This is a genomic window from Mycobacterium sp. NGS41, assembly GCF_059812725.1.
This window is the reverse complement of record NZ_JCALDF010000008.1, coordinates 75998-102719: the sequence shown is the minus strand read 5'-3', so window position 1 is coordinate 102719 and position 26722 is coordinate 75998. Positions and strand designations below refer to the sequence as shown.

Here is a 26722-nt window from a genome sequence, read left to right as displayed (position 1 = left end):
GAACAGGGCGGTGCCGCCGTAGTTTTGGTCGCTATCGCCAGGTGAGTTCCATGCCGTAACCGGCCAGCCAACCCGTCAGGTCGTAGCCATTGCGGGCCAGCCCGTCGATGGCATCCACGGCGTATCGCACCGCCCGCTCGGCGACTTCCGGTGTCAGCAGCCCATGACGGACGGCGTCCAGCAGCTCGTCGACATCGGCCAGGCCCGCCTCCCTGCCGCTGCGGACCGCGATGTCGAGGTAGTGGTCCTCGGAGCGCCAGACGTCCGGCCCGGGCGTGTATTCGCCCACGTCGAGGTAGTAGTCCTGGTCCCGCTCATGACCGGGGTTGAAGTGAAACACGGTGGCGCGCAAGCCCAACGACGGCAACAACCACGATTCGAGGTAGTGGAATTGGGCCCGGCCGGGAGTGGGCCGCGCCAGATAGAGACCCCACGGACGTACCGCGTACTCGTCGACCGACCGCACAATGCCCTTCGGGTCTGTGTTGGTGCGGGCGCGTAGGTCGAACGTCTCGTGCTTCGGTGCGTGGATACGGGTTACCTTACCGGCCCTACCGTTTCAGCCGGATCTTCCACCGCACAAAGCAGGCATAGAACAGGGAGAGCCCGGCCAGCACGCCCATGTCCAGCAGCCAGATCTTTGGCGCGTGCTGCCAGAACCGGTCCTGGGGAAGCAACGAACCAGGTACCAGGGTCCGCAGGTCAACAGTGGACGCGGTGGCGGCATAACCCCAACGCGCCGGCACCACCGACGACACCTGCTCGAGCCCGATCCGGTTGGTCACCGGGACCATCCCGCCACAGAGCACCAACTGCACCATGATCGACACCACGAACAACGGCATGATCTGCTCACTTGAGCGGACCAGCGACGAGATGACCAGGCCAAGCATGGCCGATGCCACACACGTCGCGGCGACGGCCGCAAACAGCTCGAGGCTGGCCTCGAGGGCGGTGTGGCCCATCACCACGGCGCCGCGCGTCGGCGCGCCCTTGCCGATCACCACGATCGCCGTGGTAATCGCCGCCTGCAGGATGGCGAACACGCAGAACACCCCGGTCTTGGCCAGCAGGTAGGCACCCGTCGACAGGCCGACCGCCTGTTCCCGCTGGAAGATGGGACGTTCGCCGACCAGATCGCGGATGGTCAGCGCGATGCCCATGAACGCTGCGGCGTTGACCAGCAGATTGAGTATTTGCGCGGATTCGTCGGGCGGGCTGGCGTGCTCGGAGGCGATGTGGAATCCGCCCGACCCGGGCACCGTCAGCGACAAGGCGCCGAGGATGAACGGCAGCAACGCCAGAAACACGAAGTAGGCGCGGTCCGAGACAACCAGGCGCACCTGCCGCCGCGCGATCGTCGAGATCTGACGCCGCAGACTGGTATGCACCGGCTTGCCCAGCGCGGCCGGTTCGGTTTCCGCCAGCGCCCGCTTCGGTGCCTGCTGCTTGGCCTGGTTCTGGGCCCGAAAGCGCCGGTTGGCCTCGTCGGGGTCGGCGCCCACATTGGTGAAGATCTTGGCCCAGTTGGTGGTACCCATCGCAGCGCCGATGCGATCGGGCGGCCCGCAGTACGCCGTCTTCCCGCCGGGCGCCACCAGCAATAGCTGGTCACAGATGTCCAGGTAGGACAACATGTGCGTCACCACGATCACCACCCGGCCGGCGTCGGCCAGTTGGCGCAGCATCATCATGACCTGGTGGTCCAGCGCTGGATCCAGCCCCGACGTGGGCTCGTCCAGGATCAGGAGCGACGGTCCGGTGAGCAATTCCAGTGCCACCGAGGCGCGTTTGCGCTGCCCGCCGGACAGCTTGTCGACCCGGGTGTCAGCGTGCTTGGTCAGGTCGAGTTCGTCGAGTACCTGGGCGACGACCCGGGCGCGGTCGGCTTTGCCGGTGTCGGGCGGGAGCCGTAGTTCCGCCGCGTAGCCCAGTGCCTGGTTGATCGTCAGCTGGCGGTGCACCACGTCGTCTTGCGGGACCATCCCGATCCTGCTGCGCAGCGACGCGTACTCGGCGTGGATGTCGTGGCCCTCGAAGGTTACCGAGCCGGCAGTGGGGCGGGCGTATCCGGCGATGAGCCGGGCGAGGGTCGTCTTGCCCGAGCCGGATCCGCCGATGACCGCGGTCAACGTTCCGGGCCTGGCGGTCAGTGAGATGTCGTCGAGCAGTTGTTTGCCGTTGTCGACGCTGAACCCGACCCCATGCACTTCCAGGCCGCCGGTGCGGGTCTCGGCCTCGGCGCGCGGGACCAAAGTGCTGTTCGTGAAAACCAGGTCGACATTGCCGATGGTCACCAGGTCACCCTCGGACAAGATCGCCGATCCGACGCGGGTTCCGTTGACGAACGTCCCGTTGACGCTGCTGTCGCGGATCTCGGTGCCAACCGGCGTCAGAGACAACGTCGCGTGCTCACGCGAAGCCAAGACGTCCGAGACCACGATGTCGCTGTCGCTGGCACGACCAATGGTGACGGTGCCGGCCGTTCTCGGGTGCCCGGAACTTCCGGCGGATCGCGGCGAGAGGAATTTCACCATCCTCGTCGCGAGGTTCGACGCGTCGCCGGCCCTGACGTCGATCAGGGTGAACTCGGCCGGCGGGGGGGCGGTCTGCCCGGCGTTGACCACGGTGTGTTCTACGGGCGGAGTCTGGGGCGTCCCGGGTGGCTCACGTCGCGGCGGTCGCGTCTTGCGCACTCCCGACGCCGGATGCCTGCGCGCGGGTGACTTTCGTTGCGCGGCCGGCGGTTCCGGCAACACAGACCACGCAAGGGTCGGCGGCCCGGAATTGTGTATCGATCTCGTCTGCGGTGGCCGACCGGTTTTTCCTTGCTGCGGTCCGATCTCGAAGGTCAGCCGCGGCCCTTGCGGATTCCCGACGTTGACGCTTTGGCCGTCGTGGACGTCGAAGACCGGCATCCGGTAGCCGTTGACATAGGTCCCGTTCAGCGAGCCGTTGTCGATCGCCAGCCATCGGCCCTGATCAAAGCGCAGAATCAGGTGCGCGCGGGAGATCCGTGGGTCCGCGAGACGCAGGTCGGCCTGCTGGTCACGGCCGATGACCACCTCATGGTCTGCAGCAAACGACTGTCGAAATCCGTTGTGCCGTACGGTCAGCGAGGGCGGGGCGGGTCGATTCACCATTTCATATTGCTGGGACGTCTGTGAGGGCTGCATTGGTCTCGGCTGTGAAGCAGCTTTGTCTTACTCATCGCCACTCATAGCTGTTTCACAGCCGGCATCGGTAGTACGCCAACCCAGGGTGGGCATCATTCGAACGGACGAGAGTGTCCGGATCGCCAGTCCGGAAGGTTTGGCGTGCCGGGAAACGAGGGGGTGACTGCAGATGGAAGAACCGCACGGGTCATTGGGAAATACGCGGCGGCTGAGCGTCGGACGACGGCTGCTGTCCAACCCGCGCCTGGCCGGCGCAGCGCTGCGTGCGGGCTTTCAGTCGCTGCCGTCGGCAACGGTGGTGCATCTGTTTCGCCGAATTCCACCGGTCAGCTCGGTCCCGCACGCTCAGCCATCCGGGGCCCCGGCCGCGGCAGGGCGCGACGAGGTCAGCGGTTCCCGCATCGCCAGCGGCGCACCATTTGCCGGCTACACAATCCTGCGGCCGTTGGGCGCCGGCGCCATGGCCGAGGTGTTCCTGGCGTTGCACCCCAGGCTGCCGCGACGCGACGTGATCAAAGTCCTCGCCGAGGCGGTCACCGCGGACAGCGAGTTCCGCGAGAGGTTCAACCGCGAGGCCGATCTCGCCGCAACACTGTGGCACCCGCACATTGTCGGAGTCCACGATCGCGGCGAATTCGACGGCCAGCTCTGGATTTCCATGGACTATGTCGAGGGGACCGACGCCGCCCGACTGGTGAAAGAGCACTGCGAAGACGGCGAACAAGGATTGCCGGTCGAGGACGTCTGCGACATCGTCGACGCCGTCGCGGGCGCGCTCGACTATGCCCACACGCGCGGCCTGCTGCACCGCGACGTCAAGCCCGCCAACATTCTGCTCGCTCACCCAGACCACGAGGAGCGCCGAATCCTGTTGGCGGACTTCGGTGTAGCTCGCCACCTCGGTGACGTCAGCGGCATCACCGAGACCAACGTCGCGGTCGGAACAGTCGCATACGCCGCGCCCGAGCAGCTCACCGGCTCCAACATCGACGGCCGGGCCGATCAATACGCTTTGGCCGCAACGGCTTTCCACCTGCTCGCCGGCGCGCCGCCGTTCCAGCACTCCAACCCGATCGCGGTGATCGGTCAGCACCTGCACGACGATCCACCGCGGCTCAGCGATTCCCGCCCCGATTTGGCGCACCTCGACGACGTGTTCCGCAAAGCTCTGGCGAAGAAACCCGAGGACAGATTCGATTGCTGCCGCTCTTTCTCCGCCGCCGTCCGCGGGCGCAGCCGCGTTTCGGCCGCCGCGATCGGCCGTCGCAACCCGCGCCGCGTTCTCGCGTCGGCGGCCCACCGGTTCTCGTCACGAACCCGATGGTCGGCGGCATTGGTCTGCGCGGTGCTGATCGCCGTGGCGGCGACCTGGTCGATCCTGTACTCCTTCCAGGAAGACAGCCCGCAACCCGGCCCCACGCTCGCGTCGAAACCCGCTGTCTCCGTCGTCAGCGCTATCCCGGCCAGTTCCGCCCGGGTTCTCAACGGCACCTACCGGTTGGACTACGACCGGTCGAAGCGGACCACCAACGGTGTTCCGGTCCGTCACGACCTAGCCGCCAGCAACTGGTGGGCCTTCCGTTCGGTGTGCACCACCAACGGCTGCGCGGCCACCGGATCCCAGCTGGACGACGCCACCCACCAGGTGGCCAGCACGGGCGCCGGCGGCCAGACCGACGTCCTGCGCTTCGTCGCCGGGTATTGGCAGGGTGCGCCCCAGCAGGCGCGGGTGGGCTGCCGCCAGCCGGCCGGGCAAGTCGGGGCCACACAGCAAGAAACGGTCGCGTGGTCGGTGGCGCCGCAGGCTGACGGCACGCTGCGCGGCACCGAAACGGAAACCGTGCTGTCCAACGAGTGCGGGGCACAGGGTGCGGTGGTGCGCATTCCGGTGGTGGCCACCAGGGTCGGCGATGTGCCGCCCGGCGTGACCCTGGCCGATCCCGCGGCGGTGGTCAGCGCGCCGGTCACGCCGTCGGCCAAGCCGGCGCCCCCGGTCCTGGGCGGCCTGTGCAGCGACGTCGACAAGCTCGCTTACGACCAGACCAGCGATCAGCAGGTCGTCTGCGAAGGCAACACCTGGGACAAGGCTCCCATCGCCACCGGAGTCCACGCCGTCGGCACCTCGTGCGATCTGCCCGATATCCCGGTGTTCGCCATGTCCACCTCCAACGACGGCTACCTGCTGCAATGCGATCCGGTAACCCGGATGTGGACCCGGCACAGCTAGGTTCTTTCGCCGCGAGCGTGCATGTTTGTACGGCGGCACGCCGTTGAGTCGGGCACGCTGCGCACGCTCGCGGCCAAAGCTTGTCGGTGCCCGCCTCTACTCTGGTGACATGGCTTTTGCCACTGAACATCCAGTAGTCGCACATTCGGAGTACCGCCCGGCCGCAGAGGACGTGGAAGGGCTGGTGCGCACCGGCGCGCGCTTCGAGGTGGTCAGCCAGCACGCTCCGGCCGGCGACCAGCCGGGCGCCATCGAGGAGCTGGAGCGACGCATCAAAGCAGGGGAGCGCGACGTGGTGCTGCTGGGCGCCACCGGCACCGGAAAGTCGGCGACCACCGCGTGGCTGATCGAACGCCTGCAGCGGCCCACGCTGGTGATGGCGCCCAACAAGACGCTGGCCGCGCAGCTGGCCAACGAACTGCGAGAGATGTTGCCGCACAATGCAGTCGAGTACTTCGTGTCGTACTACGACTACTACCAGCCCGAGGCGTACATCGCGCAGACCGACACCTACATCGAAAAGGACAGCTCCATCAACGACGATGTGGAGCGGTTGCGGCACTCCGCGACGTCGGCCTTGCTGTCGCGGCGCGACGTGGTCGTGGTGGCTTCGGTGTCGTGCATCTACGGCCTGGGCACCCCGCAGTCCTACCTCGACCGCTCGGTGGAGCTGCGGGTGGGCAGCGAGGTCCCGCGCGACGGCCTGCTGCGGCTGCTGGTCGACGTCCAGTACACCCGCAACGACCTGTCCTTCACCCGCGGTTCGTTCCGGGTGCGCGGCGACACCCTGGAGATCATCCCCTCCTACGAAGAGCTGGCGGTTCGTATCGAGTTCTTCGGCGACGAGATCGAGGCGCTGTACTACCTGCACCCGCTGACCGGTGAGGTGATCCGGCAGGTCGACTCGCTGCGCATATTCCCCGCCACCCACTACGTCGCCGGTCCGGAGCGGATGGCGCACGCGATCTCCACCATCGAAGAAGAACTCGCCGCACGGCTCGCCGAACTCGAGGGCCAGGGCAAGCTGCTGGAGGCCCAGCGGCTTCGGATGCGCACCAACTACGACATCGAGATGATGCGACAGGTCGGGTTCTGCTCGGGCATCGAGAACTACTCACGCCACATCGATGCCCGCGGGCCGGGCTCGCCGCCGGCGACGTTGCTGGACTACTTCCCGGAAGACTTCCTGATGGTCATCGACGAGTCGCACGTCACCGTGCCGCAGATCGGCGGCATGTACGAGGGCGACATGTCCCGCAAACGCAACCTCGTCGAGTACGGGTTCCGCCTGCCGTCGGCGTGCGACAACCGCCCGCTGACCTGGGAAGAGTTCGCCGACCGGATCGGGCAGACGGTGTACTTGTCGGCCACTCCGGGCCCGTATGAGCTCAGCCAGACCGGTGGTGAGTTCGTCGAGCAGGTGATCCGGCCGACCGGCCTGGTGGACCCGAAAGTGGTGGTCAAGCCCACCAAGGGGCAGATCGACGACCTGATCGGCGAAATCCGGAAACGAGCCGACGCCGACCAGCGGGTGCTGGTGACGACGCTGACCAAGAAGATGGCCGAAGACCTCACCGATTACCTGCTCGAAATGGGCATACGGGTGCGCTATCTGCACTCCGAGGTCGACACCCTGCGCCGGGTGGAGTTGCTGCGCCAGCTGCGGCTCGGCGACTACGACGTGCTGGTCGGCATCAATCTGCTACGCGAGGGCCTGGACCTGCCCGAGGTGTCGTTGGTGTCAATCCTCGACGCCGACAAGGAGGGCTTCCTGCGGTCGACGCGCAGCCTGATCCAGACCATCGGCCGCGCCGCGCGCAACGTCTCCGGCGAAGTCCACATGTACGCCGACAGCATGACCGATTCGATGAAGGAGGCCATCGACGAAACCGAGCGGCGGCGAGCCAAGCAGATCGCATACAACGAGGCCAACGGCATCGATCCGCAGCCGCTGCGAAAGAAGATCGCCGACATCCTCGACCAGGTCTATCGCGAGGCAGATGACACGGACACGGTCGAGATGGGCTCCGGACGCAGCATCTCCCGCGGCCGCCGCGCGCAGGGGGAGCCGGGGCGCGCGGTCAGCGCCGGGGTGTTCGAGGGCCGCGACACCTCGGCCATGCCGCGGGCCGAACTGGCCGACCTGATCAAAGACCTCACCGCGCAGATGATGGCCGCCGCCCGTGACCTGCAGTTCGAGCTGGCCGCGCGGTTCCGCGACGAGATCGCAGACCTCAAGAAGGAACTGCGCGGGATGGACGCTGCCGGCCTGAAGTGACGGAGACGACGAGCGAGACCGGCAGTTGGCGCGAATTGCTGGGCCGGTACCTGGGGACGTCCGTCGTGCTGGCCGGTGGCGTCGGCCTGTACGCCACCAACGAATTCCTGACCATCAGTCTGCTGCCCAGCGCCATCGCCGAGATCGGCGGCAGCCGGCTGTACGCGTGGGTTGTCACCCTGTACCTGGTCGGCTCGGTGGTGGCGGCGACCATGGTCAATTCGATACTGCTGCGGTTCGGGCCGCGCGTGTCGTTTCTGTTGGGGCTGGCCGTCTTCGGCGTCGCCAGCCTGGTGTGTGCGGCCGCCCCGAGCATGGAGATCCTGATAGCCGGACGCACCCTGCAGGGAGTGGCCGGCGGCCTGCTGGCCGGCCTGGGCTACGCGTTGATCAACGCCACCCTGCCCCGATCGCTGTGGACCCGCGGGTCGGCGCTGGTGTCGGCGATGTGGGGGGTCGCGACCGTGGTCGGGCCCGCGACAGGCGGTGTCTTCGCGCAATTTGGGCTGTGGCGGTGGGCGTTTGGCTCGATGACGATCCTGACCGCGCTGATGTCGATCCTGGTGCCGACCGTGCTGGCCGCAAACGCGACCGATCCGGGCCGCGAGCCCGCTTTGCAGGCGTCGCCCGCGCTCAAGGTGCCGGTGTGGTCGCTGCTGCTGATGGGCGCTGCCGCGCTGGCGGTCAGCGTCGCACAACTCCCGCGCAACCCCTTGGCGACGGCCGGACTGCTGGCCGCAGGTGTGCTGCTGGTCGGGGGGTTTGTGGTCGTCGACCGGCGTAGCCGTGCGGCGGTGTTGCCGCCGAGTGTCTTTGGCGCGGGCCCATTGAAATGGATCTACCTGACGATGGCCGTGCAGATGATGGCGGTGCTGGTCGACACCTATGTGCCGCTCTTCGGCCAGCGGCTCGGACATCTGACTCCGGTGTCGGCCGGATTTCTGGGTGCAGCGCTGGCAAGCGGGTGGACCGTCAGCGAAATCGTCAGCGCATCGCTGAACAGCTCGCGACTCGTCGGGTATGTCGTGTTGACCGCGCCGCTGGTGATGGCGGCCGGTCTGGCTGTGGCCGCCGCGACTCAGCGTGCCGACGCGCCGATCGGAGTCGTCGCGCTCTGGGCGGTGGCGTTGCTGGTGGCCGGAATCGGCATCGGGATGGCCTGGCCGCATCTGTCCGTGCGTGCCATGGAATGCGTCGACGACCCGGCCGAAAGCGGCGCGGCGGCCGCCGCAATCAACACCGTGCAGGTGATATCGGCGGCCTTCGGCGCCGGTCTGGCCGGTGTGGTGGTCAATTCGACAGCGGGCGCCCCCGAAACTGCCGGCGTGCCGGCGGCGCGCTGGTTGTTTGCGATATTCACGCTGCTGGCAGCGGTCGGCTTCGTCGCCTCTTACCTGGCAACCCGAGACGACCGGCGCTCACCGCGTTGACTTGACCACCTGCGAGTGGTGGAACTGCCACCGCTCGACAATGCGGAATCCGAGGTAGCTGGGGAATTGATACGCCGGCGCCCGGCCGAACGCCTTTCCTGGCGGCAGGGAATGTCCGGTTTGATGGTCGGGCAGTGACTTGTCCCGGTCGGTGATGGTCCACACCGTGGTGCATTTGTTGATCTTGGCCGTGGTCAGCCACACCGCGACGTGGCCGTCCCACAACGCGCCGACCTTGGGTCCGTAGTAACCGCGCTCCACGTCGATCAGCGATCGGAAGGCCGCGGGACGGGCGGCCAGCAGCGCCCGAACCGGCCCGGGTCTCCAGGGGACGGTGTTGTCCACCACGAGACAGTCCCCAGGTGCGGCATGGCTACTGATCAGATCGGCAACCTGGCTGTAGTCCCAGCCTTCCTTGGCGTAGGGCCAGCGTTGCGTGAACAGGTAATTGGGCGTCGCCGCGACCGCGAACAGCGCGACCAGGCCGGCGATCAGCCATGGTTTGCGGGCGACCGTGACGATGCACACCGCCAGCACGACGGCCGCCGCAGGAGCGGTGAGGATCAGGTAGCGCGGGTAGTAGATGGGTTCGACGACCGCCGAGTAGATCAGCACCACGGCGTTGGGAATGACGGTCCAGGCTGTGCATGCCAGCACCAGACGGCGGGTGTCGCCGCCGGGGCCCGGCGCGCCGACCAGTCGCACCACGATGGCGGCGGCGACGATCACGCCCGCCAAAATGGCGAATGGAACGCTGTGGTCGAAATACTGCCGGTGAATTACGTCGAGAAATAGGTTGCGATTCAGTCCCGCGATCCACCCGACCTGAAAAACCTGGCCATGCGCGAACAGCAGGAACGGTGTCATGGCGCCGAGTGCGACGGCCGAGCTGACCGCCCACCAGATGACGACGGACTTGCGGGGCTTCTCGAGCGCGAGCAACGGCAGCATCGCTGCATAAACCGGCACCAACAGCACCAGGTTGATGCTGATGAGTATCGCGAGCATCAGTGTCAGCGCGTAAAACACCCACAGCCGTGGCCTGTTGCGGCGCACCGCCGCGACGAACAAGACGGTCAACCAGACCGCGGCCGCCACCGACAGCGCAGACGAACGGGCCTCGATACCGGCCCACGTCACCCGCGGCAAGATGGCGAACACCACGCCCGCGCATACCGCGGTAAGGCGTGTCGAACGCTGCGATGGAAACTGCTTGGCGAAAACCACAACGCCCGCGGCTGCGCCGCCGATCGCCAGACAGCTGGGAAATCGCGACCAGAATTCCGTTGGCGGGAATATGGCGAACCACCCGTGCATCAGCAAGTAATAGAAACCGTGCACCGCATCGATATGGCCGAGCAGTTTCCACAGCTCGGGCAATGTCCGGCTCGCCGAGGCCGAAATCGTGGCGCCCTCGTCGTACCAGAGGGACGGCTTGCCCGCCCAACCTGCGCTGATGACCACGGCCAGCACGGCGATTGCCCAGGGGTCGAGCCGCCTGCCGCGGCCGCGTTTGTGCCCCGGCCCGTCGGCGGCATCCGTCGCTCCCTGCTCGAGAGTTGGTACAGACATGATGCTTGTCACTGTAGGGCGTACCCGAAAAAGCTGGTCAGCAGAATGCCCGGTAGTCGTTTCATCGAAAATATGATCTGCTGACTCATCTAGGCCGGGCAAATTGAGGCCGCGCCACGCTGCAGCTGTGTGCCTAATCTCATGCATCTGCATCCGGCGAGGCGATAATGTCTTGGCTTGGCGTAGCAACCGACACTGGGAGGGTAAATGAGCGCCTATCGGACCGTGGTGGTAGGAACCGACGGCTCGGATTCATCGATGCGTGCGGTGGACCGGGCGGCCACTATCGCCGGGGCGGACGCGAAGTTGATCATCGCGTCGGCGTATCTACCCCAGCACGACGACGGCCGAGCCGCCGACGTCCTGAAGCAAGAGAGCTACAAGGTGTCGGGCACCGCCCCGATTTACGACATCCTCCACGACGCGCGGGAGCGGGCTCACAGCGCCGGTGCGAAAAACGTCGAGGAGAAGCCGATTGTCGGTGCTCCGGTGGACGCGCTGGTGCACCTCGCCGAGGAGGAGAATGCCGATCTGCTGGTTGTCGGCAACGTCGGGCTGAGCACCATCGCCGGTCGGCTGCTGGGATCGGTGCCGGCGAATGTTTCACGCCGGGCCAAGGTCGACGTGTTGATCGTGCACACCACGAGCTAAGCGGGACTACCAGCCTCGCTCTCGCCATTCGCCGAGGTTGGGGCGTTCGACACCCAGCTCCGTGTCGTCTCCGTGGCCGGGATAGATGACGGTCGAATCCTCGTATACGTCGAACACTCGAGTGGTGACGTCGTCGATCAATTGGGTGAAATCGCCCGGCTGCCACGTCTTGCCGACGCCGCCCGGGAACAGGCAGTCTCCCGTGAACAGCTGAGTCACCCCGTCGGTCGCGGGTCCGTTGAGGGCCAGCGCAATGGATCCGGGGGTGTGCCCGCGCAGGTGGATGACGTCGAAATTCAGCTTGCCGATTTGCACCGTGTCGCCGTTGCCCAGCAAACGGTCGGGTTTGACCGGCAACGGCTCGGCGTCGATCTCATGTGCGGCGGTCGGCGCGCCGGTGGCCTCGGCCACCGCCTCCAGCGCCTGCCAGTGGTCGAAGTGCTGATGGCTCGTCACGATCAGCGAGAGTTTCGGGGCGTACTGTCGGACCAGGTCGATGAGAACTTCGGCGTCGTTGGCGGCGTCGATCAGGAGCGTTTCTCCGGTTTCGGAACATGTCACCAGGTAGGCGTTGTTGTCCATTGGGCCCACCGATGTCTTCAGGATTGTGGCGCCGGGCAGCGTCCGGCGCGCCGCGGTACCGGGGTCGACGTGTCCCGTGTAGTTCTCGCTGACGGCAGTCATGTGCGCCACTCCTCCATCCCGGCTGCGCCGGCATCATCGTCGTCGGCGCGAGTCATAGCGGTCACGTTAGACCTGTCGGTGGGTGCACATAGCATGGGTACGGATTGTCTCTAACAAGGATTTCCCCGGAAGGGTTTGCGTGGCTGATCGCCTAATTATCAAGGGTGCGCGCGAGCACAACCTGCGCAGCGTCGACCTCGACCTGCCTCGTGACGCGCTAATCGTCTTCACCGGGCTATCCGGATCAGGTAAGTCGTCGCTGGCGTTCGACACGATCTTCGCCGAGGGCCAGCGGCGTTACGTCGAGTCGTTGTCGGCCTATGCCCGCCAGTTCCTGGGGCAGATGGACAAGCCGGACGTCGACTTCATCGAAGGCCTTTCCCCGGCGGTGTCGATCGACCAGAAGTCGACCAACCGCAACCCGCGGTCGACGGTCGGAACCATCACCGAGGTGTACGACTACCTCCGTCTGCTGTATGCCCGCGCGGGCACGCCGCACTGCCCGGTCTGTGGTCAGCGCATCGCACGTCAGACCCCACAGCAAATCGTCGACCAGGTGCTGGCGATGGAGGAGGGCACCCGCTTCCTGGTGCTGGCTCCGGTGGTGCGCACCCGCAAGGGCGAGTTTGCCGACCTGTTCGACAAGCTCAACGCCCAGGGTTACAGCCGGGTCCGTGTCGACGGCGTGGTGCATTCGCTCACCGATCCGCCCAAGCTGAAGAAGCAGGAAAAGCACGACATCGAGGTGGTGGTGGATCGCCTCACCGTCAAGGCCACCGCCAAGCAGCGGCTGACCGACTCGGTGGAAACCGCGCTCAACCTCGCCGACGGCATCGTGGTGCTGGAGTTCCCCGACGATCGTGACGAGCATGACCGTCCCCGCGAGCAGCGGTTCTCCGAGAAACTGGCCTGCCCCAACGGCCATTCCCTGGCCGTGGACGACTTGGAGCCGCGGTCGTTCTCGTTCAACTCGCCCTATGGCGCCTGTCCGGAGTGCACCGGACTGGGGATCCGCAAGGAGGTCGACCCCGATCTGGTGGTTCCGGACCCGGATCTCACGCTGGCCGACGGCGCGGTCGCCCCATGGTCTAACGGCCACACCGCCGAGTACTTCACCCGGATGATGGCCGGGCTGGGAGACGAGCTGGGCTTCGACGTCGACACACCGTGGCGCAAGCTGCCGGCCAAGGCACGCAGGGCGATTCTGGAAGGCTCCGACCATCAGGTGCACGTGCGCTACCGCAACCGGTACGGCCGGACTCGGTCGTACTACGCCGATTTCGAGGGCGTGCTGGCGTTCCTGCAACGCAAGATGTCGCAAACCGAGTCCGAGCAGATGAAGGAACGCTACGAAGGCTTCATGCGTGACGTGCCCTGCCCCGTGTGCGAGGGCACCCGGCTGAAGCCGGAGATTCTGGCGGTGACGCTGGCCGGGGGATCTGGGGGGAAACGCGGGACGAAGTCCATCGCCGAGGTTTGCGAGCTGTCCATCTCAGACTGCGCAGACTTTCTCAATGCGCTCACCCTTGGTCATCGTGAGCAGGCGATCGCCGGGCAGGTACTCAAGGAAATCCAGTCGCGGTTGGGCTTTCTGCTCGATGTCGGGCTGGAGTATCTATCGCTGTCCCGCGCGGCGGCCACGCTGTCCGGCGGTGAGGCCCAACGCATCCGGCTGGCGACGCAGATCGGGTCCGGGCTGGTGGGTGTGCTGTACGTGCTCGACGAGCCGTCCATCGGACTGCATCAGCGCGACAATCGTCGCCTCATTGAAACCCTCACCCGGTTAAGGGATTTGGGGAACACCCTGATCGTCGTCGAGCACGACGAGGACACCATCGCGCACGCCGACTGGGTCGTCGACATCGGCCCGGGGGCCGGCGAGCACGGTGGCTGCATCGTGCACAGCGGAACCTACAACGAGCTGCTGGCCAACACGGACTCGATCACCGGCGCCTATCTGTCGGGCAAAGAGCGCATCGAGATGCCCGCCATCCGGCGTCCCGTCGACCGGCGGCGTCAACTGACCGTCGTCGACGCCCGTGAGCACAACCTGCGCGGCATCGACGTGTCGTTTCCGCTCGGCGTGCTCACCGCGGTGACCGGTGTGTCCGGTTCCGGAAAGTCGACCCTGGTCAATGACATCCTGGCTGCCGTGCTGGCCAACAGACTCAACGGTGCCCGGCAGGTTCCGGGCCGGCACACCAGGGTCACCGGGCTGGATCACCTGGACAAGCTGGTGCGGGTGGATCAGTCGCCGATCGGCCGCACCCCGCGGTCCAACCCGGCGACCTACACGGGGGTGTTCGACAAGATCCGAACGCTGTTCGCCGCCACCACCGAGGCCAAAGTCCGTGGCTATCAACCCGGCCGGTTCTCGTTCAACGTCAAGGGCGGTCGCTGCGAGGCGTGCACCGGTGACGGCACCATCAAGATCGAGATGAACTTCCTGCCCGACGTGTACGTGCCGTGCGAGGTGTGTCACGGCGCCCGCTACAACCGGGAAACCCTGGAAGTGCACTACAAGGGCAAGACGATCTCAGACGTGCTGGACATGTCGATCGAGGAGGCCTCGGAGTTCTTCGAGCCGATCACCGGCATACACCGCTATCTGCGCACGCTGGTCGACGTCGGCCTGGGGTACGTCCGTCTGGGCCAGCCCGCACCCACGCTGTCCGGCGGCGAGGCGCAGCGGGTCAAGCTGGCGTCGGAGTTGCAGAAGCGCTCCACCGGCCGCACCATCTACATCCTCGACGAGCCCACCACCGGTCTGCATTTCGACGACATCCGCAAACTGCTGAGCGTCATCAACGGCCTTGTCGACAAAGGCAATACGGTGATCGTCATCGAACACAACCTGGACGTGATCAAGACCTCGGACTGGATCGTCGACATGGGTCCTGAGGGCGGCGCCGAAGGCGGGACCGTCGTCGCCGAAGGCACGCCCGAAGACATCGCCGCGGTGCCGGAAAGCTACACCGGGAAGTTTCTCGCTGAGGTAGTTGGACGCGGCGGCGGATCCTCCGGCTCGACGCGGCGGTCTAATCGGCGCCGTAAAGTCAGCGCCTGATTTTCTCGCGCCAGCAGACGCAGAGTCGCGTAATTCGGGCTCGAATTACACGACTCTGCGTCTGCTCGGCACTGTTTTCGACAGCGGCGACGGGAAGCGCGGGCTGACCCGCACGCCGTCCAGCCACGAGGTGAGCTCGTCGGCCCGTCGCTGCAGGGCACGTCGCGCAGCACGGCCGGGGTCGTCGAGCAATTGCAGCTGGACGCCGGCGTCGCCGTCCTGATACCAGCCGCCCACCACGCGCCCGTTCCACCACGCGGTCGGGCCGGCGTTGCCGTTGCGGTCGAAGACCTGGTCCCGATGCGCACCGAGATACCAATCACGCTCAAACCAGCCCATTGTCGTCGCATCCAGCGCCGGCAGCAGTGCACACCACGGCTCCACGTCCGGCTCGGTGTCGAGATCGTCCGGTAGTGCGTAGCCGAGCCTGCCGTCCAAGTCGACCTGCACGGCGCCGATGTCGGCCAACGTTTTTCGGACGGCCGTCAGGGTGGTGCCGAACCACCACTTCACATCCTCGACAGTGGCGGGGCCGAACGTCCGCAGCCACCGGCGGGTCAGTTCGGCTTGGGCTTCCGCCGTCGATGCCGAGCGAAAAGATTCGCCCAGCCAGTCGGCGGTGGTGGCCCACCGCGGGCGCGACGTGGTCCAGTTGCCGTCATTGGGTCCGCGCACGATATCCCCGCGTGCAGAGAGCACCGTCAAAACCCGTGGCGCGATCGGAACCTCACCGCCCCAACGCTTTCCAGGCGCAGGGTCGTAAGTTCCGGCCAGTTCCGGCAGCGCGGCCCGCAGTTCGGTGCTGCTGGCCGGCCCTTGCTCGCCGAGGTGGCGCAACACCGCGGCGCACGCCAGGTCCAGCCACCGTTCGCCGTCTTCGGCCACACCGGCCTTGCGCACGTCGCCGGCCAGGCGGCGGCTTTCATTGGTGGCCACCCGATCGCTGGCCGCCGCTTGCACAACCGCGAGGTCGGCGGCGTTCACCAACCACAGCGTCCGCCGCATCGCCAGTTGCTTGACCGCGGAGCGCCGCTGGTACAGCTCACCGTCCAGGTCCACGGTGCCGAAACCCGTCGAACGCGCCCACAGCGACAGGTAAGGAGTGGCCGGGTCAGTGGCATGCAGCCCAACCAATCCGGTGATAACCGTGCTTATCGCCGGAGAGGCGCTAGTCGCCGTCAGAAAGTGCCTGCGCGCCAGCCGGTTTCGCCGCTCTTCGACACCGAATTTGCGCACCCTATAGCGTGCGGACCAGCCGGTCCGCGAGCAGCCCGGCGAACTTCGCCGGATCCTCGAGTGCACCGCCCTCGGCGAGAAGTGCTGTGCCGTAGAGCAATTCGGCAGTCTCGGCGAGGCGCTGCTGTTCGGCTTCTTCGCCGCCCTTCTTGTGCGCCTCCTGCAGGCCGGTGACCAGCGGATGTTTCGGGTTCAGTTCGAGAATCCGCTTGCCGACCGGCAGCTGCTGTCCGGAAGCCCGGTAGATGCGCGCCAGCGCGGGCGTGATCCCGAAGGCGTCGGTGATCAGGCAAGCCGGCGAGTCGGTCAAGCGGGTGGACAGCCGGACTTCCTTGACATGCTCGTCCAACGTCTCCTGCAGCCAGGAAAGCAGGTCGGCGAAATCCTTTGCCTGCTCCTCACGTTCGGTCTCGGACTTGTCCTCTTCGGAGTCGAGATCCACCTCGCCCTTTGCCACCGACTGCAGCGCCTTGCCGTCGAACTCCGGCACCATTCCGGTCCAGACCTCGTCGACCGGGTCGGTGAGCAGCAGCACCTCGTAGCCCTTGGCCTTGAACGCTTCCAGGTGCGGCGATTTGAGCAGCTGCTGACGCGACTCGCCGGTGGCATAGAAGATCTGCTCCTGGCCTTCCTTCATCCGCTCGACGTACTCGGCCAGCGTGGTGAGTTGCTCGTCGTCGTGCGTGGAGGCGAACGACGAAACGCGCAGCAGCGTGTCGGTGTTGTCCTGATCCGACATCAGCCCCTCTTTGAGGACCCGGCCAAAGGCGGTCCAGAACGTGCGGTAGTCCTCAGGGCGATCGGACTCCAGATCCTTGATCGTGGCGAGCACCTTTTTGGTCAAGCGCCGGCGGATCGCCTTGATCTGCCGGTCCTGCTGCAGGATTTCGCGGGAAACGTTGAGCGACATGTCCTGTGCGTCGACGACACCCTTGACGAAGCGCAGGTACATGGGCATGAGCTCCTCGCAGTCGCTCATGATGAAGACCCGCTTGACGTACAGCTGAACCCCGATCTTGTTGTCCTGGTTGAACAGGTCGAACGGGGCGTGCGACGGGATGAACAGCAGGGCCTGGTACTCGAAGGTCCCCTCCGCCTTCATCGGGATGACCTCGAGCGGGTCGTCCCAAGCATGTGCGATGTGCTTGTAGAACTCCTTGTACTCCTCCTCGGAGACTTCGTCTTTGGACTTGGCCCACAGCGCCTTCATCGAGTTGATGGTCTGCGTTTCGATGGTGACCTGCTCTTCGCCGCCCTCTTCTTCCGCCGGGGTGCGACGTTCCACGTCCATCCGGATGGGCCAGGCGATGAAGTCGGAGTACTTCTTGACCAGCTCCCTGATCTTCCATTCCGAGGTGTAGTCGTGCAGCTCGTCCTCGGCGTCCTCGGGCTTGAGGTGCAGCGTCACCGAGGTTCCCTGCGGAGCGTCATCGACCGACTCGATGGTGTACGTGCCTTCCCCGCCGGACTCCCACCGGGTCGCTGCGCTCTCGCCCGCTTTGCGCGTGAGCAACTGGACCTTGTCGGCCACCATGAACGTCGAATAGAAACCGATACCGAACTGGCCGATGAGTTCTTCCGAAGCCGCCTCGTTCTTGGCTTCACGCAATTTCTGACGCAGCTCGGCGGTCCCGGATTTGGCCAGCGTGCCGATCAGGTCCACGACCTCGTCGCGGCTCATCCCGACGCCGTTGTCGCGAACCGTAAGAGTTCGCGCGTTCTTGTCCACGTCAATTTCGATGTGCAGATCGGAGGTGTCGACATCCAGATCCTTGTTGCGGAACGCTTCCAGTCGCAGCTTGTCCAGTGCGTCGGAGGCGTTCGAGATCAACTCCCGCAGAAACGAATCCTTGTTGGAGTAGACCGAATGGACCATCAAATCCAGCAGCTGGCGTGCCTCCGCCTGGAACTCCAGCTGCTCAGCCTGCGCGTTCATATACCTCCGTTCGACGGATCTTCGATTTGCAGATATCGGCACCGATTATCCACAGCGAGCTCGGCGGCCGCTTTCAGTGCCGCCGCGAGATTACTTTGGCACCTTGGCGGCCATATCGGTGGCGATTTGGCTGGCCTGGTTGGTGAGCTGAGATGCGCAGGCGTTGACGTCGATGACAGTGTTGGACACCGCGCTGAGCACGTGCTGGCAGGTCGCGCCCGTATTGTCGGTCGAGTCGTGCACCAGCGCGATTTTCGGGGGAGTGCCGTCGACGTCATGGAATCTCCACGAGTACGTCTTGCCGTCATGGGTCGTCTGAGTGATGGTCTTTCCGGCGCACGTTTGCCACTGCAGGCTCTGAGAATAGACAAATTGGGACGCCTGCTGGGCGGACGCGAAGAGCACGGCACCTTGGACTACGACGATGCCGGGATTTCCGCCCTTCTGCAACAGCTGGGCCACCGTCGCGGTATAGCCACTGCTCTTATAGGTCGGACTCTGGAAACCAATCAACGCCCCAAGGCATTGTGCATCCGACAGCTTGTCCCCGGGGTCGACGTCTGCCATATCCGTTCTGGTCTTACTGACGGCGATGCCGGACGTCGAGAAGTAGGCGTCGATTTGCGTCGGACTCAGCAAGAGCGAATTCAGTTGCGCGGGAGCAACTGTCGCAACCGTCCTAGTGGTGGTGGGAGTTGCGGCGGTGGTGGTGACTGCGGCGCCGGTCGTCGCGGTCGGGGTGGTGCTTTGGCTATTCACCCCTCCACCGCGCGTATCGCGGACCGCCAGCCAGATGGCGGTGCCGGCGAGCAGGGCCACTACCAACAGCACGGCGCCGATGATCAACCACGGTTTGCGCGTAGGCGGCCGGGGCGGTGCCCAACCCGGCGGCGGCAGCGCGTGTGGTGGCGGCATCATCTGGATCGGCCCGTTGGGCGGCGGGACGTATTGCTGGGTGTGCTCGAGCAGCGTGTCCGCCCGGTGTTGGTCGGGCGCACTCAACGCATCATGAGCGGCCTTCGCCAGGGCGCCGGCCGATTCGTAGCGTTCGGCGGGTTCCTTGGCCATCCCGCGGGCGATAATGTGGTCGAAACCGCTTGGCACGGCGGGGTTTTGCTGGCTGGGCCGGGGGATGGGCCGGGTGAGGTGTGCTGCCATGAGCGCGGGCAGGCTCTCGGAGGAGTACGGCGGAACTCCGGTGAGGCATTCGTAGAGCACGCACGTCAGCGCGTAGATGTCGGTGCGGTAGGTGATGTCGTCGTCGCCGAAACGTTCAGGCGCCATGTAGCACCAACTGCCCACGGCGGTACCGGTCTTGGTCACGTTCTTGTCGGTGAATGCCGCCGCGATGCCGAAGTCCGCGAGGTAGGCGAAGTCTTCGCCGGTGAGCAGGATGTTCTCGGGTTTGACGTCGCGGTGGATCACCCCGGCGCGGTGGGCGGCGTCCAGCGCGGCGGCGACCTGTTCGATGATGGCCACCGCGCGCGGCGGAGCCAGCGGTCCTTCGCGGCGGATTAGCGCCGAGACGTCGTTGCCCTCGACGTAGCGCATGTCGATGAACAGTTGGCCGTCGATTTCGCCGTAGTCGTGAATGGGCACGATGTGCGGTTCTTGCAGGCGGCCGGCGGTGTGCGCCTCGCGTTGCATGCGTCGGCGGAACACGTCGTCGGAACTGAAGTGCTGCGACATCAATTTCAGCGCGACGGTACGGTCTTTGACCGTGTCGTAGGCTTCGTAGACTTCGCCCATTCCGCCCCGGCCCAGCAGCCGCTGCAGCCGGTAGGGGCCGAACTGGGTTCCTACCCGCGTCGTCGGATCGGTGTCAGTCATCGCTTCGCATCGAGTCCCGGATCTGCGCCAGCCGTTCGGCCGCCGCCCGCTGACGCTTGTCGTACTCGTCCTCGACCTTCCGGCCTGCGTCGCTCTCGGCGTCGAGTTCCGTAGCGCCCAGCGAGGTCCCGTATCGAGTTTCGATCTTCTCGCGGACGGATTCGAAGGTCGGCACGCCCGAACTGTCGTATCCGTCCGACGCTGTTGATTCGTCAGGCATGCAGACCAGGCTACTTTGGCTCCCGATCGAAATAACGAGCCATCTGCTCCCAGTACACCAGCGTCAGCGCCATCTGCACCACTACCGCGACCATCGCCGGGATCAATCGACGACGACGGGCGGCGACAGCAGCGCCGAGCGCCACCGCGGATGTGAGCGCGCTGAGTGCCGTGGCGGCATCCCGGGGTCGACGGGCGATCCACAGCTCCTCACCCAGCATCGCCCGGGTCGACCAGGCGTGCTCATCTCGGGGTTCGCCGAAGACGACCGGATTGACTGCCAGCCAGAACGCGACCAGCGCGGCATGGCTCCATCGCCGCGTCCAGACCGGCACCAGCACCAGCGGTGTGCTCGCCCAGCGCGTCCAGGCGCTCCACGGATTGGCGTGCCGCGCAAACATCGCGCGGCGAAAGGCTGCGATCGATAGCGCGGGCAATTACCGGTCCCGTTCGGCTAGTGCGGTTTCGCCAAGGGGAAGGGCAGGGTCTCGCGGATGCTGCGGCCGGTGATGAGCATCACAAGACGGTCGACGCCCATGCCCAGTCCGCCTGTCGGCGGCATCGCGTATTCCATCGCCTGCAGGAAGTCTTCGTCGAGCTCCATTGCCTCTGGGTCGCCGCCGGCGGCGAGCAGGGACTGTTCGTGCAGGCGTCGCCGCTGCTCGACCGGATCGGTGAGTTCGCTGTAGGCGGTGCCCAGTTCGACGCCCCAGGCCACCAGGTCCCACCGCTCGGCGAGGCCGTGCTTGCTGCGATGCTGCCGGGTCAGCGGCGACACCGAGGCGGGAAAGTCGATGTAGAACGTCGGATGCTCGGTCCGGTCCTCGACCAGATGCTCGTAGAGCTCCAGTACCACCGCGCCGGCGTCCCATTGTTTGCGGTAGGGAATGTGCGCGGCGTCGGACAGCTTGCGCAGGGTGGCGAGGCTGGTGTCGGCGTCGATGTGTTCGCCGAGCGCTTCGGATACCGCTTCGTGCACGCTTTTGACCGGCCAGACGCCGGAAATGTCGACCGGCTCGACGCGGTCGTCCGTGCGGTCCGACCCGTCGGTCCGAAACCGCATCACGGTCTGCGAGCCGTTAGCGGCTTCAGCGGCATTCTGAATGAGCTCACGGCAGCCGTCGATCCACACCGTGTAGTCGGCGTGCGCCTGGTAGGCCTCGAGCAACGTGAACTCCGGATTGTGACTGAAGTCCACCCCCTCGTTGCGGAATGCCCGGCCCAGCTCGAACACCCGCTCCACACCGCCGACACAGAGCCGCTTGAGGTAAAGCTCCGGCGCGATGCGCAAGAACAGGTTCATGTCATAGCTGTTGATATGCGTGACAAAGGGCCGGGCAGCGGCGCCGCCATGGATCTGTTGCAGGATTGGGGTCTCAACTTCGATGAATCCCTTGGCGAACAACGTCTCCCGGATCGAGCGCAACACGCTGCTGCGGGCCGTGACCAGATCCCGGGACTCGGGATTGACGGCCAAGTCGACGTATCGGGTCCGTACCCGGGCCTCCGGGTCGGTCAGCCCCTTCCACTTGTTCGGCAAGGGCCGCAGGCATTTACCGATCAGTCGCCAATCGCGCACGATCAACGAGCGGGTCCCGTTCTTACTGAAGCCCATCTGCCCGGTCATCTCGACCAGGTCGCCGAGATCGATGGCCGCGGTGAAGTCCCGGGTGCGGCCCCGCTCCAAGCGTGAATTGTCCAGCAGCACTTGCATTTCACCCGACCAGTCACGCAAGTCGGCAAACAGCACGCCACCGTAGTCACGGATCCGCAGTATGCGTCCGGATACCGAGACGTTGTCCTGATCTGCTGCGTCTACCGCCTGGGCGATCGTGTGACTGGGTGGACTTCCCACCGGGTAGGCGTCAATGCCGGTGCGCTGCAGCGTCTTCAGCTTGGCCAGGCGCACCCGGACTTGTTCGGGCAGCCGGGACTTCGGTCCTTCCTCGGCGGCGACGGTTCGTTCGTGCTGCAACCCACTGACGTCCGGAGCCGATCCGTCGTGATGCAGCAAGCCGGATTCCGCGAGTCGCGCCGGCACGGCCGGGTGATGACCGGTGTGCTCCTTGTTGCGCCGGCTGAACGGCAACACCAGGTATCCCTCGGCGATCACCGAGGCGACACCCACCCGGGGCATCAGCCGGGCATCGTCGTAGCAGGCGTACCGCGGTACCCATTCAGGCTGGTATTTCATGTTCGAGCGGTACAGCGCCTCCAGCTGCCAGAACCTCGAGAAGAACAGCAGCAGCCCCCGCCACAGTCGCGCAACCGGGCCGGCGCCGAGCTGTGCGCCCTGCTCGAACGCGGACCGAAACACCGCGAAGTTCAGGGAAATTCGGATGAGACCGAGCTTTTCGGCGTTCAGGGCGAGCTCGCTGACCATCAGTTCGATGGTGCCGTTCGGGGACTGTGGCGAACGGCGCATCAGATCCAGCGAGGCACCGGTTTGTCCCCAGGGGACCAGCGACAGCATCGCGACGACTTGGCCGTCCCGATCTACCGCTTCGACCAGCAGGCAGTCGGAATCCGCCGGATCGCCGAGCCGGCCCAACGCCATCGAAAAGCCGCGCTCGGTTTGAGTGTCGCGCCAGGCATCGGCGCGGGCGATGGTGTCCGACATCTCCTCGGGGGAAATGTCGCGGTGCCGTCGGAAACGTACCGTCAGGCCGGCCCGGCGTGCCCGCGTCACCGCCTGGCGCACCCCGCGCATCTCCGGACCGGACAGCTTGTAGTCAGAGGATCGCAAGATCGCCTCGTCGCCCAGCTCCAAGGCATTGAGACCGGCCTCGCGATATACCTTGGCCCCTTCCGAACTGGCCCCCATGACGCCCGGCGCCCAGCCGTACGCCTTACACAAGGCCAGCCATGCGCCGACGGCATGCAACCAGGCTTTCGGGTCGCCGATCGGGTCGCCGCTGGCCAGGCAGACCCCGACTTCGACTCGATACGTGATGGCAGCCCGACCGCTCTGCGCGAACACCACCGACTTGTCGCGACGGGTGGCGAAGTAGCCCAGTGAGTCGTTCTGGCCCCACAATTCGAGCAGGCCGCGGATGGCGGATTCGTCCTCACCGGTGAGCGCGTTCTCCGCGCGCTGGGACTGAAACAGGACGATGGCCGCCACGATCAGCGCGAGTGCGCCGAACAACCCGAAGATCGCGTTGAGGAACACGTGCGGCTTGCCGGTGAACAAGTGGGAGGGCACGATGGCGAACCCGACCACCCGGTTGGCCACGTACAGCAACCGATCGTCCGCGCTGAGCGTTCCGGGGGACATTTCGACGAGGCCCCAGGACAACAGGATTCCGATCACCCACCCGGTGATCAGCACCGCGGCCGCCTTGAACAGGGCACCCTTGCGGACCTTGGCCCAAAACTCCCGATAGCTCAGGACCAACAGGACGGACGCGACCACGTGAAAAGCGAAGCCGAGATTTTCGCCGAAGATCTCGGCCGGACTGTTGCCGCCCTGGGCGATATCGGCGACGTTCAAGACGGCGGACAGCACCATATTGCCGAGCAGCAGCAACCAGGCGATCCGTTTGCGGGCGGTCAGGGCGGCCGCCAGCAGCGCCAGCACAAATGACCACGCAATGCTGGTATCCGGGAAGTTGAACAGGTAGGCGTTGATGAATTCCCGTGGCGGCTTGATGAGCCAGCGGAGCAGGGGCGACACACTCGCGATCAGGGACACGGTCGCGATGACGCCGACGGTCCAGCCAGCCGCCGCCGGAACCCAGTGCAGCCGGGAGTTCGACTGGCTAGCCCCCGGGCGAGTCGATGCGAGTGTCACAGACCGCGAGGATATTCCTTCAAACCGTGAAATGGCTGGCGAACGGCCAACAGTGGCGAAGAGTATTCCGGGTCTTCCCGAGTCGCCCAGAGTCGTCCGGAGTCGTCAGCAACGCCGTCCGGGCCCAGACTGCTAGACTGGCCTGCGCGACCATCCCGGCGAAGGCCAGGGACAGTTAAGTGGAGTCCCACTCCCACCGCTAGCCACGAGAATGCGCTGAGGTTTTAACAGGCGCCCTCAAGGTTATGCGGTCCGGTCACGGGCATGTTGTAGTGCCTGTCCTGCGCGTTGCGCAGGCGGCTTGAGTGTCAAGCCGCGATCGGTCGGCATTGGGCCCTGCTTGTGCAGGGCTTTTTTGCTGATGGCGTGGTGTTTCCGCTACTGCCGTCCCGATGCATCTTGATGCATTCCTGGCCATCTCCTGGCTCTGGTCACGCGAAAAGACCAGAGCAGCCGAGCAGGGGAGGCCCCATCAGCACTGAGACCCGCGTCAACGAGCGCATCCGCGTACCTGAAGTCCGACTGATTGGACCGGGAGGGGAGCAGGTAGGCATCGTGCGCATCGAAGACGCACTCCGCGTCGCCGCGGACGCCGACCTCGACCTCGTCGAAGTTGCCCCCAACGCCAGACCGCCGGTCTGCAAGATCATGGACTACGGCAAGTACAAGTACGAGGCGGCGCAGAAGGCGCGCGAATCCCGCAGGAACCAGCAGCAGACCGTCGTCAAGGAACAGAAGCTGCGACCAAAGATCGACGATCACGACTACGAGACCAAAAAGGGCCACGTGGTCCGCTTCCTGGAGGCCGGATCGAAGGTCAAGGTCACCATCATGTTTCGCGGACGCGAGCAGTCCAGGCCCGAGCTGGGCTACCGATTGCTGCAGCGGCTGGGCGCCGACGTCGCCGACTACGGCTTTGTCGAGACCTCGGCCAAGCAGGACGGACGCAACATGACGATGGTGCTGGCACCGCACCGCGGCGCCAAGACTCGCGCCAGGGCGCGGCATCCTGAGGGACCGGCCGGGGGACTTGGGGGGCCCGCATCCGGGGAGACGACACCGTCGCCGAACTGACTGCCAGCAGAACACGCCAACTGACTAGAAGCTAGAGGAAACATGCCCAAGGCCAAGACCCACAGCGGGGCGTCGAAGCGGTTCCGGCGCACCGGAACCGGGAAGATCGTCCGCCAGAAAGCCAATCGCCGGCACCTGCTCGAGCACAAGCCGACCAAACGTACCCGGCGGCTTGACGGCCGCACCGCGGTGTCGGCCAACGACGCCAAGCGGGTCAAGTCCCTGCTGAACGGCTGACACGCTGACCGGCACTGCGCACCAGCGCCACCCCCCTTGACCATCACGACGATAACGACCAGTCACGGTTGAACGTTTGAACGAGAGTAGGAAAATCCATGGCACGCGTGAAGCGGGCAGTCAACGCCCACAAGAAGAGGCGCACCATCCTCAAGGCCTCGAAAGGCTATCGCGGCCAGCGGTCCCGGCTCTACCGCAAAGCCAAAGAGCAACAGCTGCATTCGCTGAACTACGCCTACCGCGACCGTCGCGCGCGCAAGGGTGAGTTCCGCAAATTGTGGATCTCGCGGATCAACGCCGCCGCCCGCGCCAACGACATCACCTACAACCGGCTGATCCAGGGCCTGAAGGCGGCGGGCGTCGAGGTGGACCGCAAGAACCTCGCCGACATCGCGATCAGCGATCCCGCGGCGTTCACCGCGCTGGTGGACGTTGCCCGGGCGGCACTTCCCGACGACGTCAATGCCCCGTCCGGAGAGGCCGCTTAGCCCAGGTCGGGTAGTGCTCACCGAACGCTCGGCCCGGGTGGCCGCGGCGGTCAAGTTGCATCGTCACGTCGGCCGACGACGCGCCGGGCGATTTCTTGCCGAGGGTCCCAACCTGGTCCGGGCCGCGTCGGCGCGCGGCTTGGTCCGTGATGTGTTTGCCACCGAGTCCGCCGCACAGCGACACGCATCCTTGCTGGCCACCCAAGATTCGCCAGTGCATCTGGTGACCGAGCGCGCTGCGAAAGCCCTCTCCGACACGGTGACGCCGGCCGGCTTGGTCGCGGTTTGCGAAACACCAGCGACCGGGCTGGCCGATGTGCTGGCGGGCTCGCCTCGACTGGTTGTGGTCGCCGTCGAGATCGGGGAGCCCGGAAACGCGGGCACCGTCATCCGCATCGCCGACGCGATGGGTGCCGCGGCCGTGGTGTTGGGCGGGCACAGCGTCGACCCCTACAACGGCAAATGCCTGCGCGCCTCGGCGGGCAGCATCTTCGCGATCCCCGTCGTCGTCGCGCCGGATCCGCACGGCACGGTCACCGCATTGCGAGCGGCAGGTCTGCAGGTGTTGGCCAGCACGGTCGACGGCGAGACCGGCCTCGACGAAGCCGAGCCGCTGCTCGCCAAGCCGACGGCCTGGCTGTTCGGGCCAGAAGCACACGGGTTGTCCGCCGAGATCGCGCATGAGGCAGATCACCGGGTGCGCATCCCGATGTTCGGCGGCGCAGAGAGCCTGAACGTGGCGGCGGCCGCGGCGATCTGTCTGTACCAGAGTGCGCGGGCGCTGGGCCGGGGACCCGGTTCGCGAGCGTGAGCTGGCCGCGAAA

The 26722-nt window shown here is 65.8% G+C and carries 19 protein-coding genes; 9 read left to right on the top strand and 10 right to left on the bottom strand.

The window, feature by feature from the left end; translation table 11 throughout:
- Positions 1 to 31 precede the first annotated feature (31 nt).
- Complete coding sequence (locus AC5Y21_RS10270; protein WP_499911934.1) at positions 32 to 466, bottom strand: ribonuclease FAU-1 family protein; 435 nt, start codon at positions 464 to 466, stop codon at positions 32 to 34.
- 85 nt (positions 467 to 551) lie between these two features.
- Positions 552 to 3143 (bottom strand): FHA domain-containing protein, encoded by a 2592-nt coding sequence (locus AC5Y21_RS10265; RefSeq protein ID WP_499911932.1) that lies wholly within the window; start codon positions 3141 to 3143, stop codon positions 552 to 554.
- A 202-nt stretch (positions 3144 to 3345) separates the two neighbouring features.
- On the opposite strand from AC5Y21_RS10265, the gene AC5Y21_RS10260 reads away from it, so the two are divergent.
- From AC5Y21_RS10260 to AC5Y21_RS10250, 3 genes are all read left to right on the top strand, one after another.
- Positions 3346 to 5403, top strand: a complete 2058-nt coding sequence (locus tag AC5Y21_RS10260) for a serine/threonine-protein kinase (RefSeq protein ID WP_499911931.1) — start codon at positions 3346 to 3348, stop codon at positions 5401 to 5403.
- A 109-nt stretch (positions 5404 to 5512) separates the two neighbouring features.
- Positions 5513 to 7681, top strand: coding sequence for an excinuclease ABC subunit UvrB (uvrB, locus tag AC5Y21_RS10255; protein ID WP_499911930.1), 2169 nt, complete (start codon positions 5513 to 5515; stop codon positions 7679 to 7681).
- Entirely contained in the window at positions 7678 to 9111 is a 1434-nt protein-coding gene (locus AC5Y21_RS10250) for an MFS transporter (RefSeq protein ID WP_499911928.1), read from the top strand. Before uvrB ends, AC5Y21_RS10250 begins: the two co-directional genes overlap by 4 nt.
- Here the strand turns inward: AC5Y21_RS10250 and AC5Y21_RS10245 are convergent.
- Positions 9100 to 10683 (bottom strand): mannosyltransferase, encoded by a 1584-nt coding sequence (locus tag AC5Y21_RS10245; protein ID WP_499911926.1) that lies wholly within the window; start codon positions 10681 to 10683, stop codon positions 9100 to 9102. The two genes, AC5Y21_RS10250 and AC5Y21_RS10245, sit on opposite strands and share 12 nt — an antisense overlap.
- Before the next feature lie 207 nt (positions 10684 to 10890).
- Between AC5Y21_RS10245 and AC5Y21_RS10240 the strand changes: the two genes are divergently transcribed.
- On the top strand, positions 10891 to 11334 hold the full coding sequence (locus tag AC5Y21_RS10240) for a universal stress protein (protein WP_499911924.1): 444 nt from the start codon (positions 10891 to 10893) through the stop codon (positions 11332 to 11334).
- A 6-nt stretch (positions 11335 to 11340) separates the two neighbouring features.
- On the opposite strand, the gene AC5Y21_RS10235 is transcribed toward AC5Y21_RS10240, so the two are convergent.
- Entirely contained in the window at positions 11341 to 12018 is a 678-nt protein-coding gene (locus tag AC5Y21_RS10235; protein ID WP_499911922.1) for an MBL fold metallo-hydrolase, read from the bottom strand.
- Positions 12019 to 12157: 139 nt separating this feature from the next.
- Between AC5Y21_RS10235 and uvrA the strand changes: the two genes are divergently transcribed.
- The gene (gene uvrA, locus AC5Y21_RS10230; RefSeq protein WP_499911920.1) at positions 12158 to 15085 is read left to right on the top strand and encodes an excinuclease ABC subunit UvrA; all 2928 of its coding nucleotides are present in this window, start codon (positions 12158 to 12160) and stop codon (positions 15083 to 15085) included.
- 45 nt (positions 15086 to 15130) lie between these two features.
- Here uvrA and AC5Y21_RS10225 read toward each other — a convergent pair whose 3' ends face one another.
- The 6 genes from AC5Y21_RS10225 to lysX all read right to left on the bottom strand — a co-directional run bounded on the left by AC5Y21_RS10225 (position 15131) and on the right by lysX (position 24099).
- The gene (locus tag AC5Y21_RS10225) at positions 15131 to 16321 is read right to left on the bottom strand and encodes a winged helix DNA-binding domain-containing protein (RefSeq protein ID WP_499911918.1); all 1191 of its coding nucleotides are present in this window, start codon (positions 16319 to 16321) and stop codon (positions 15131 to 15133) included.
- Position 16322: 1 nt separating this feature from the next.
- Positions 16323 to 18257, bottom strand: coding sequence for a molecular chaperone HtpG (htpG, locus tag AC5Y21_RS10220; RefSeq protein WP_499911916.1), 1935 nt, complete (start codon positions 18255 to 18257; stop codon positions 16323 to 16325).
- 90 nt (positions 18258 to 18347) lie between these two features.
- Positions 18348 to 20087 carry a serine/threonine-protein kinase PknH/PknJ gene (locus tag AC5Y21_RS10215; protein WP_499911914.1) on the bottom strand — a complete coding sequence of 580 codons (1740 nt, stop codon included), beginning with the start codon at positions 20085 to 20087 and terminating at the stop codon, positions 18348 to 18350.
- Positions 20080 to 20307: a hypothetical protein gene (locus tag AC5Y21_RS10210; protein WP_499911912.1), complete on the bottom strand. Its 228-nt coding sequence runs from the start codon at positions 20305 to 20307 to the stop codon at positions 20080 to 20082. The genes AC5Y21_RS10215 and AC5Y21_RS10210 overlap by 8 nt, the downstream gene beginning before the upstream one ends.
- Positions 20308 to 20317: 10 nt before the next feature.
- Entirely contained in the window at positions 20318 to 20743 is a 426-nt protein-coding gene (locus AC5Y21_RS10205; protein WP_499911909.1) for a DUF6653 family protein, read from the bottom strand.
- Positions 20744 to 20760: 17 nt separating this feature from the next.
- Positions 20761 to 24099 carry a bifunctional lysylphosphatidylglycerol synthetase/lysine--tRNA ligase LysX gene (gene lysX, locus AC5Y21_RS10200; RefSeq protein ID WP_499911907.1) on the bottom strand — a complete coding sequence of 1113 codons (3339 nt, stop codon included), beginning with the start codon at positions 24097 to 24099 and terminating at the stop codon, positions 20761 to 20763.
- Positions 24100 to 24570: 471 nt separating this feature from the next.
- Between lysX and infC the strand changes: the two genes are divergently transcribed.
- The 4 genes from infC (at position 24571) to AC5Y21_RS10180 (ending at position 26709) form a co-directional block, all read left to right on the top strand.
- Entirely contained in the window at positions 24571 to 25173 is a 603-nt protein-coding gene (gene infC, locus AC5Y21_RS10195; protein WP_499912068.1) for a translation initiation factor IF-3, read from the top strand.
- A 42-nt stretch (positions 25174 to 25215) separates the two neighbouring features.
- A complete protein-coding gene (rpmI, locus tag AC5Y21_RS10190; RefSeq protein WP_499911903.1) occupies positions 25216 to 25410 on the top strand; it encodes a 50S ribosomal protein L35 in 195 nt (64 codons plus the stop codon).
- A 98-nt stretch (positions 25411 to 25508) separates the two neighbouring features.
- A complete protein-coding gene (rplT, locus tag AC5Y21_RS10185) occupies positions 25509 to 25898 on the top strand; it encodes a 50S ribosomal protein L20 (RefSeq protein ID WP_499911901.1) in 390 nt (129 codons plus the stop codon).
- Positions 25899 to 25911: 13 nt separating this feature from the next.
- Positions 25912 to 26709 carry a TrmH family RNA methyltransferase gene (locus tag AC5Y21_RS10180; protein ID WP_499911900.1) on the top strand — a complete coding sequence of 266 codons (798 nt, stop codon included), beginning with the start codon at positions 25912 to 25914 and terminating at the stop codon, positions 26707 to 26709.
- Positions 26710 to 26722 lie beyond the last annotated feature (13 nt).

What these genes read in the sequence shown, in the direction of transcription:
- AC5Y21_RS10265 (WP_499911932.1), bottom strand. Translation starts at nt 3,143, where the DNA reads ATGGTGAATCGACCCGCCCCGCCCTCGCTGACCGTACGGCACAACGGA.
- AC5Y21_RS10260 (WP_499911931.1), top strand. Translation starts at nt 3,346, where the DNA reads ATGGAAGAACCGCACGGGTCATTGGGAAATACGCGGCGGCTGAGCGTC.
- uvrB (WP_499911930.1), top strand. Translation starts at nt 5,513, where the DNA reads ATGGCTTTTGCCACTGAACATCCAGTAGTCGCACATTCGGAGTACCGC.
- AC5Y21_RS10245 (WP_499911926.1), bottom strand. Translation starts at nt 10,683, where the DNA reads ATGTCTGTACCAACTCTCGAGCAGGGAGCGACGGATGCCGCCGACGGG.
- AC5Y21_RS10240 (WP_499911924.1), top strand. Translation starts at nt 10,891, where the DNA reads ATGAGCGCCTATCGGACCGTGGTGGTAGGAACCGACGGCTCGGATTCA.
- AC5Y21_RS10235 (WP_499911922.1), bottom strand. Translation starts at nt 12,018, where the DNA reads ATGACTGCCGTCAGCGAGAACTACACGGGACACGTCGACCCCGGTACC.
- htpG (WP_499911916.1), bottom strand. Translation starts at nt 18,257, where the DNA reads ATGAACGCGCAGGCTGAGCAGCTGGAGTTCCAGGCGGAGGCACGCCAG.
- AC5Y21_RS10215 (WP_499911914.1), bottom strand. Translation starts at nt 20,087, where the DNA reads ATGACTGACACCGATCCGACGACGCGGGTAGGAACCCAGTTCGGCCCC.
- AC5Y21_RS10210 (WP_499911912.1), bottom strand. Translation starts at nt 20,307, where the DNA reads ATGCCTGACGAATCAACAGCGTCGGACGGATACGACAGTTCGGGCGTG.
- rpmI (WP_499911903.1), top strand. Translation starts at nt 25,216, where the DNA reads ATGCCCAAGGCCAAGACCCACAGCGGGGCGTCGAAGCGGTTCCGGCGC.
- rplT (WP_499911901.1), top strand. Translation starts at nt 25,509, where the DNA reads ATGGCACGCGTGAAGCGGGCAGTCAACGCCCACAAGAAGAGGCGCACC.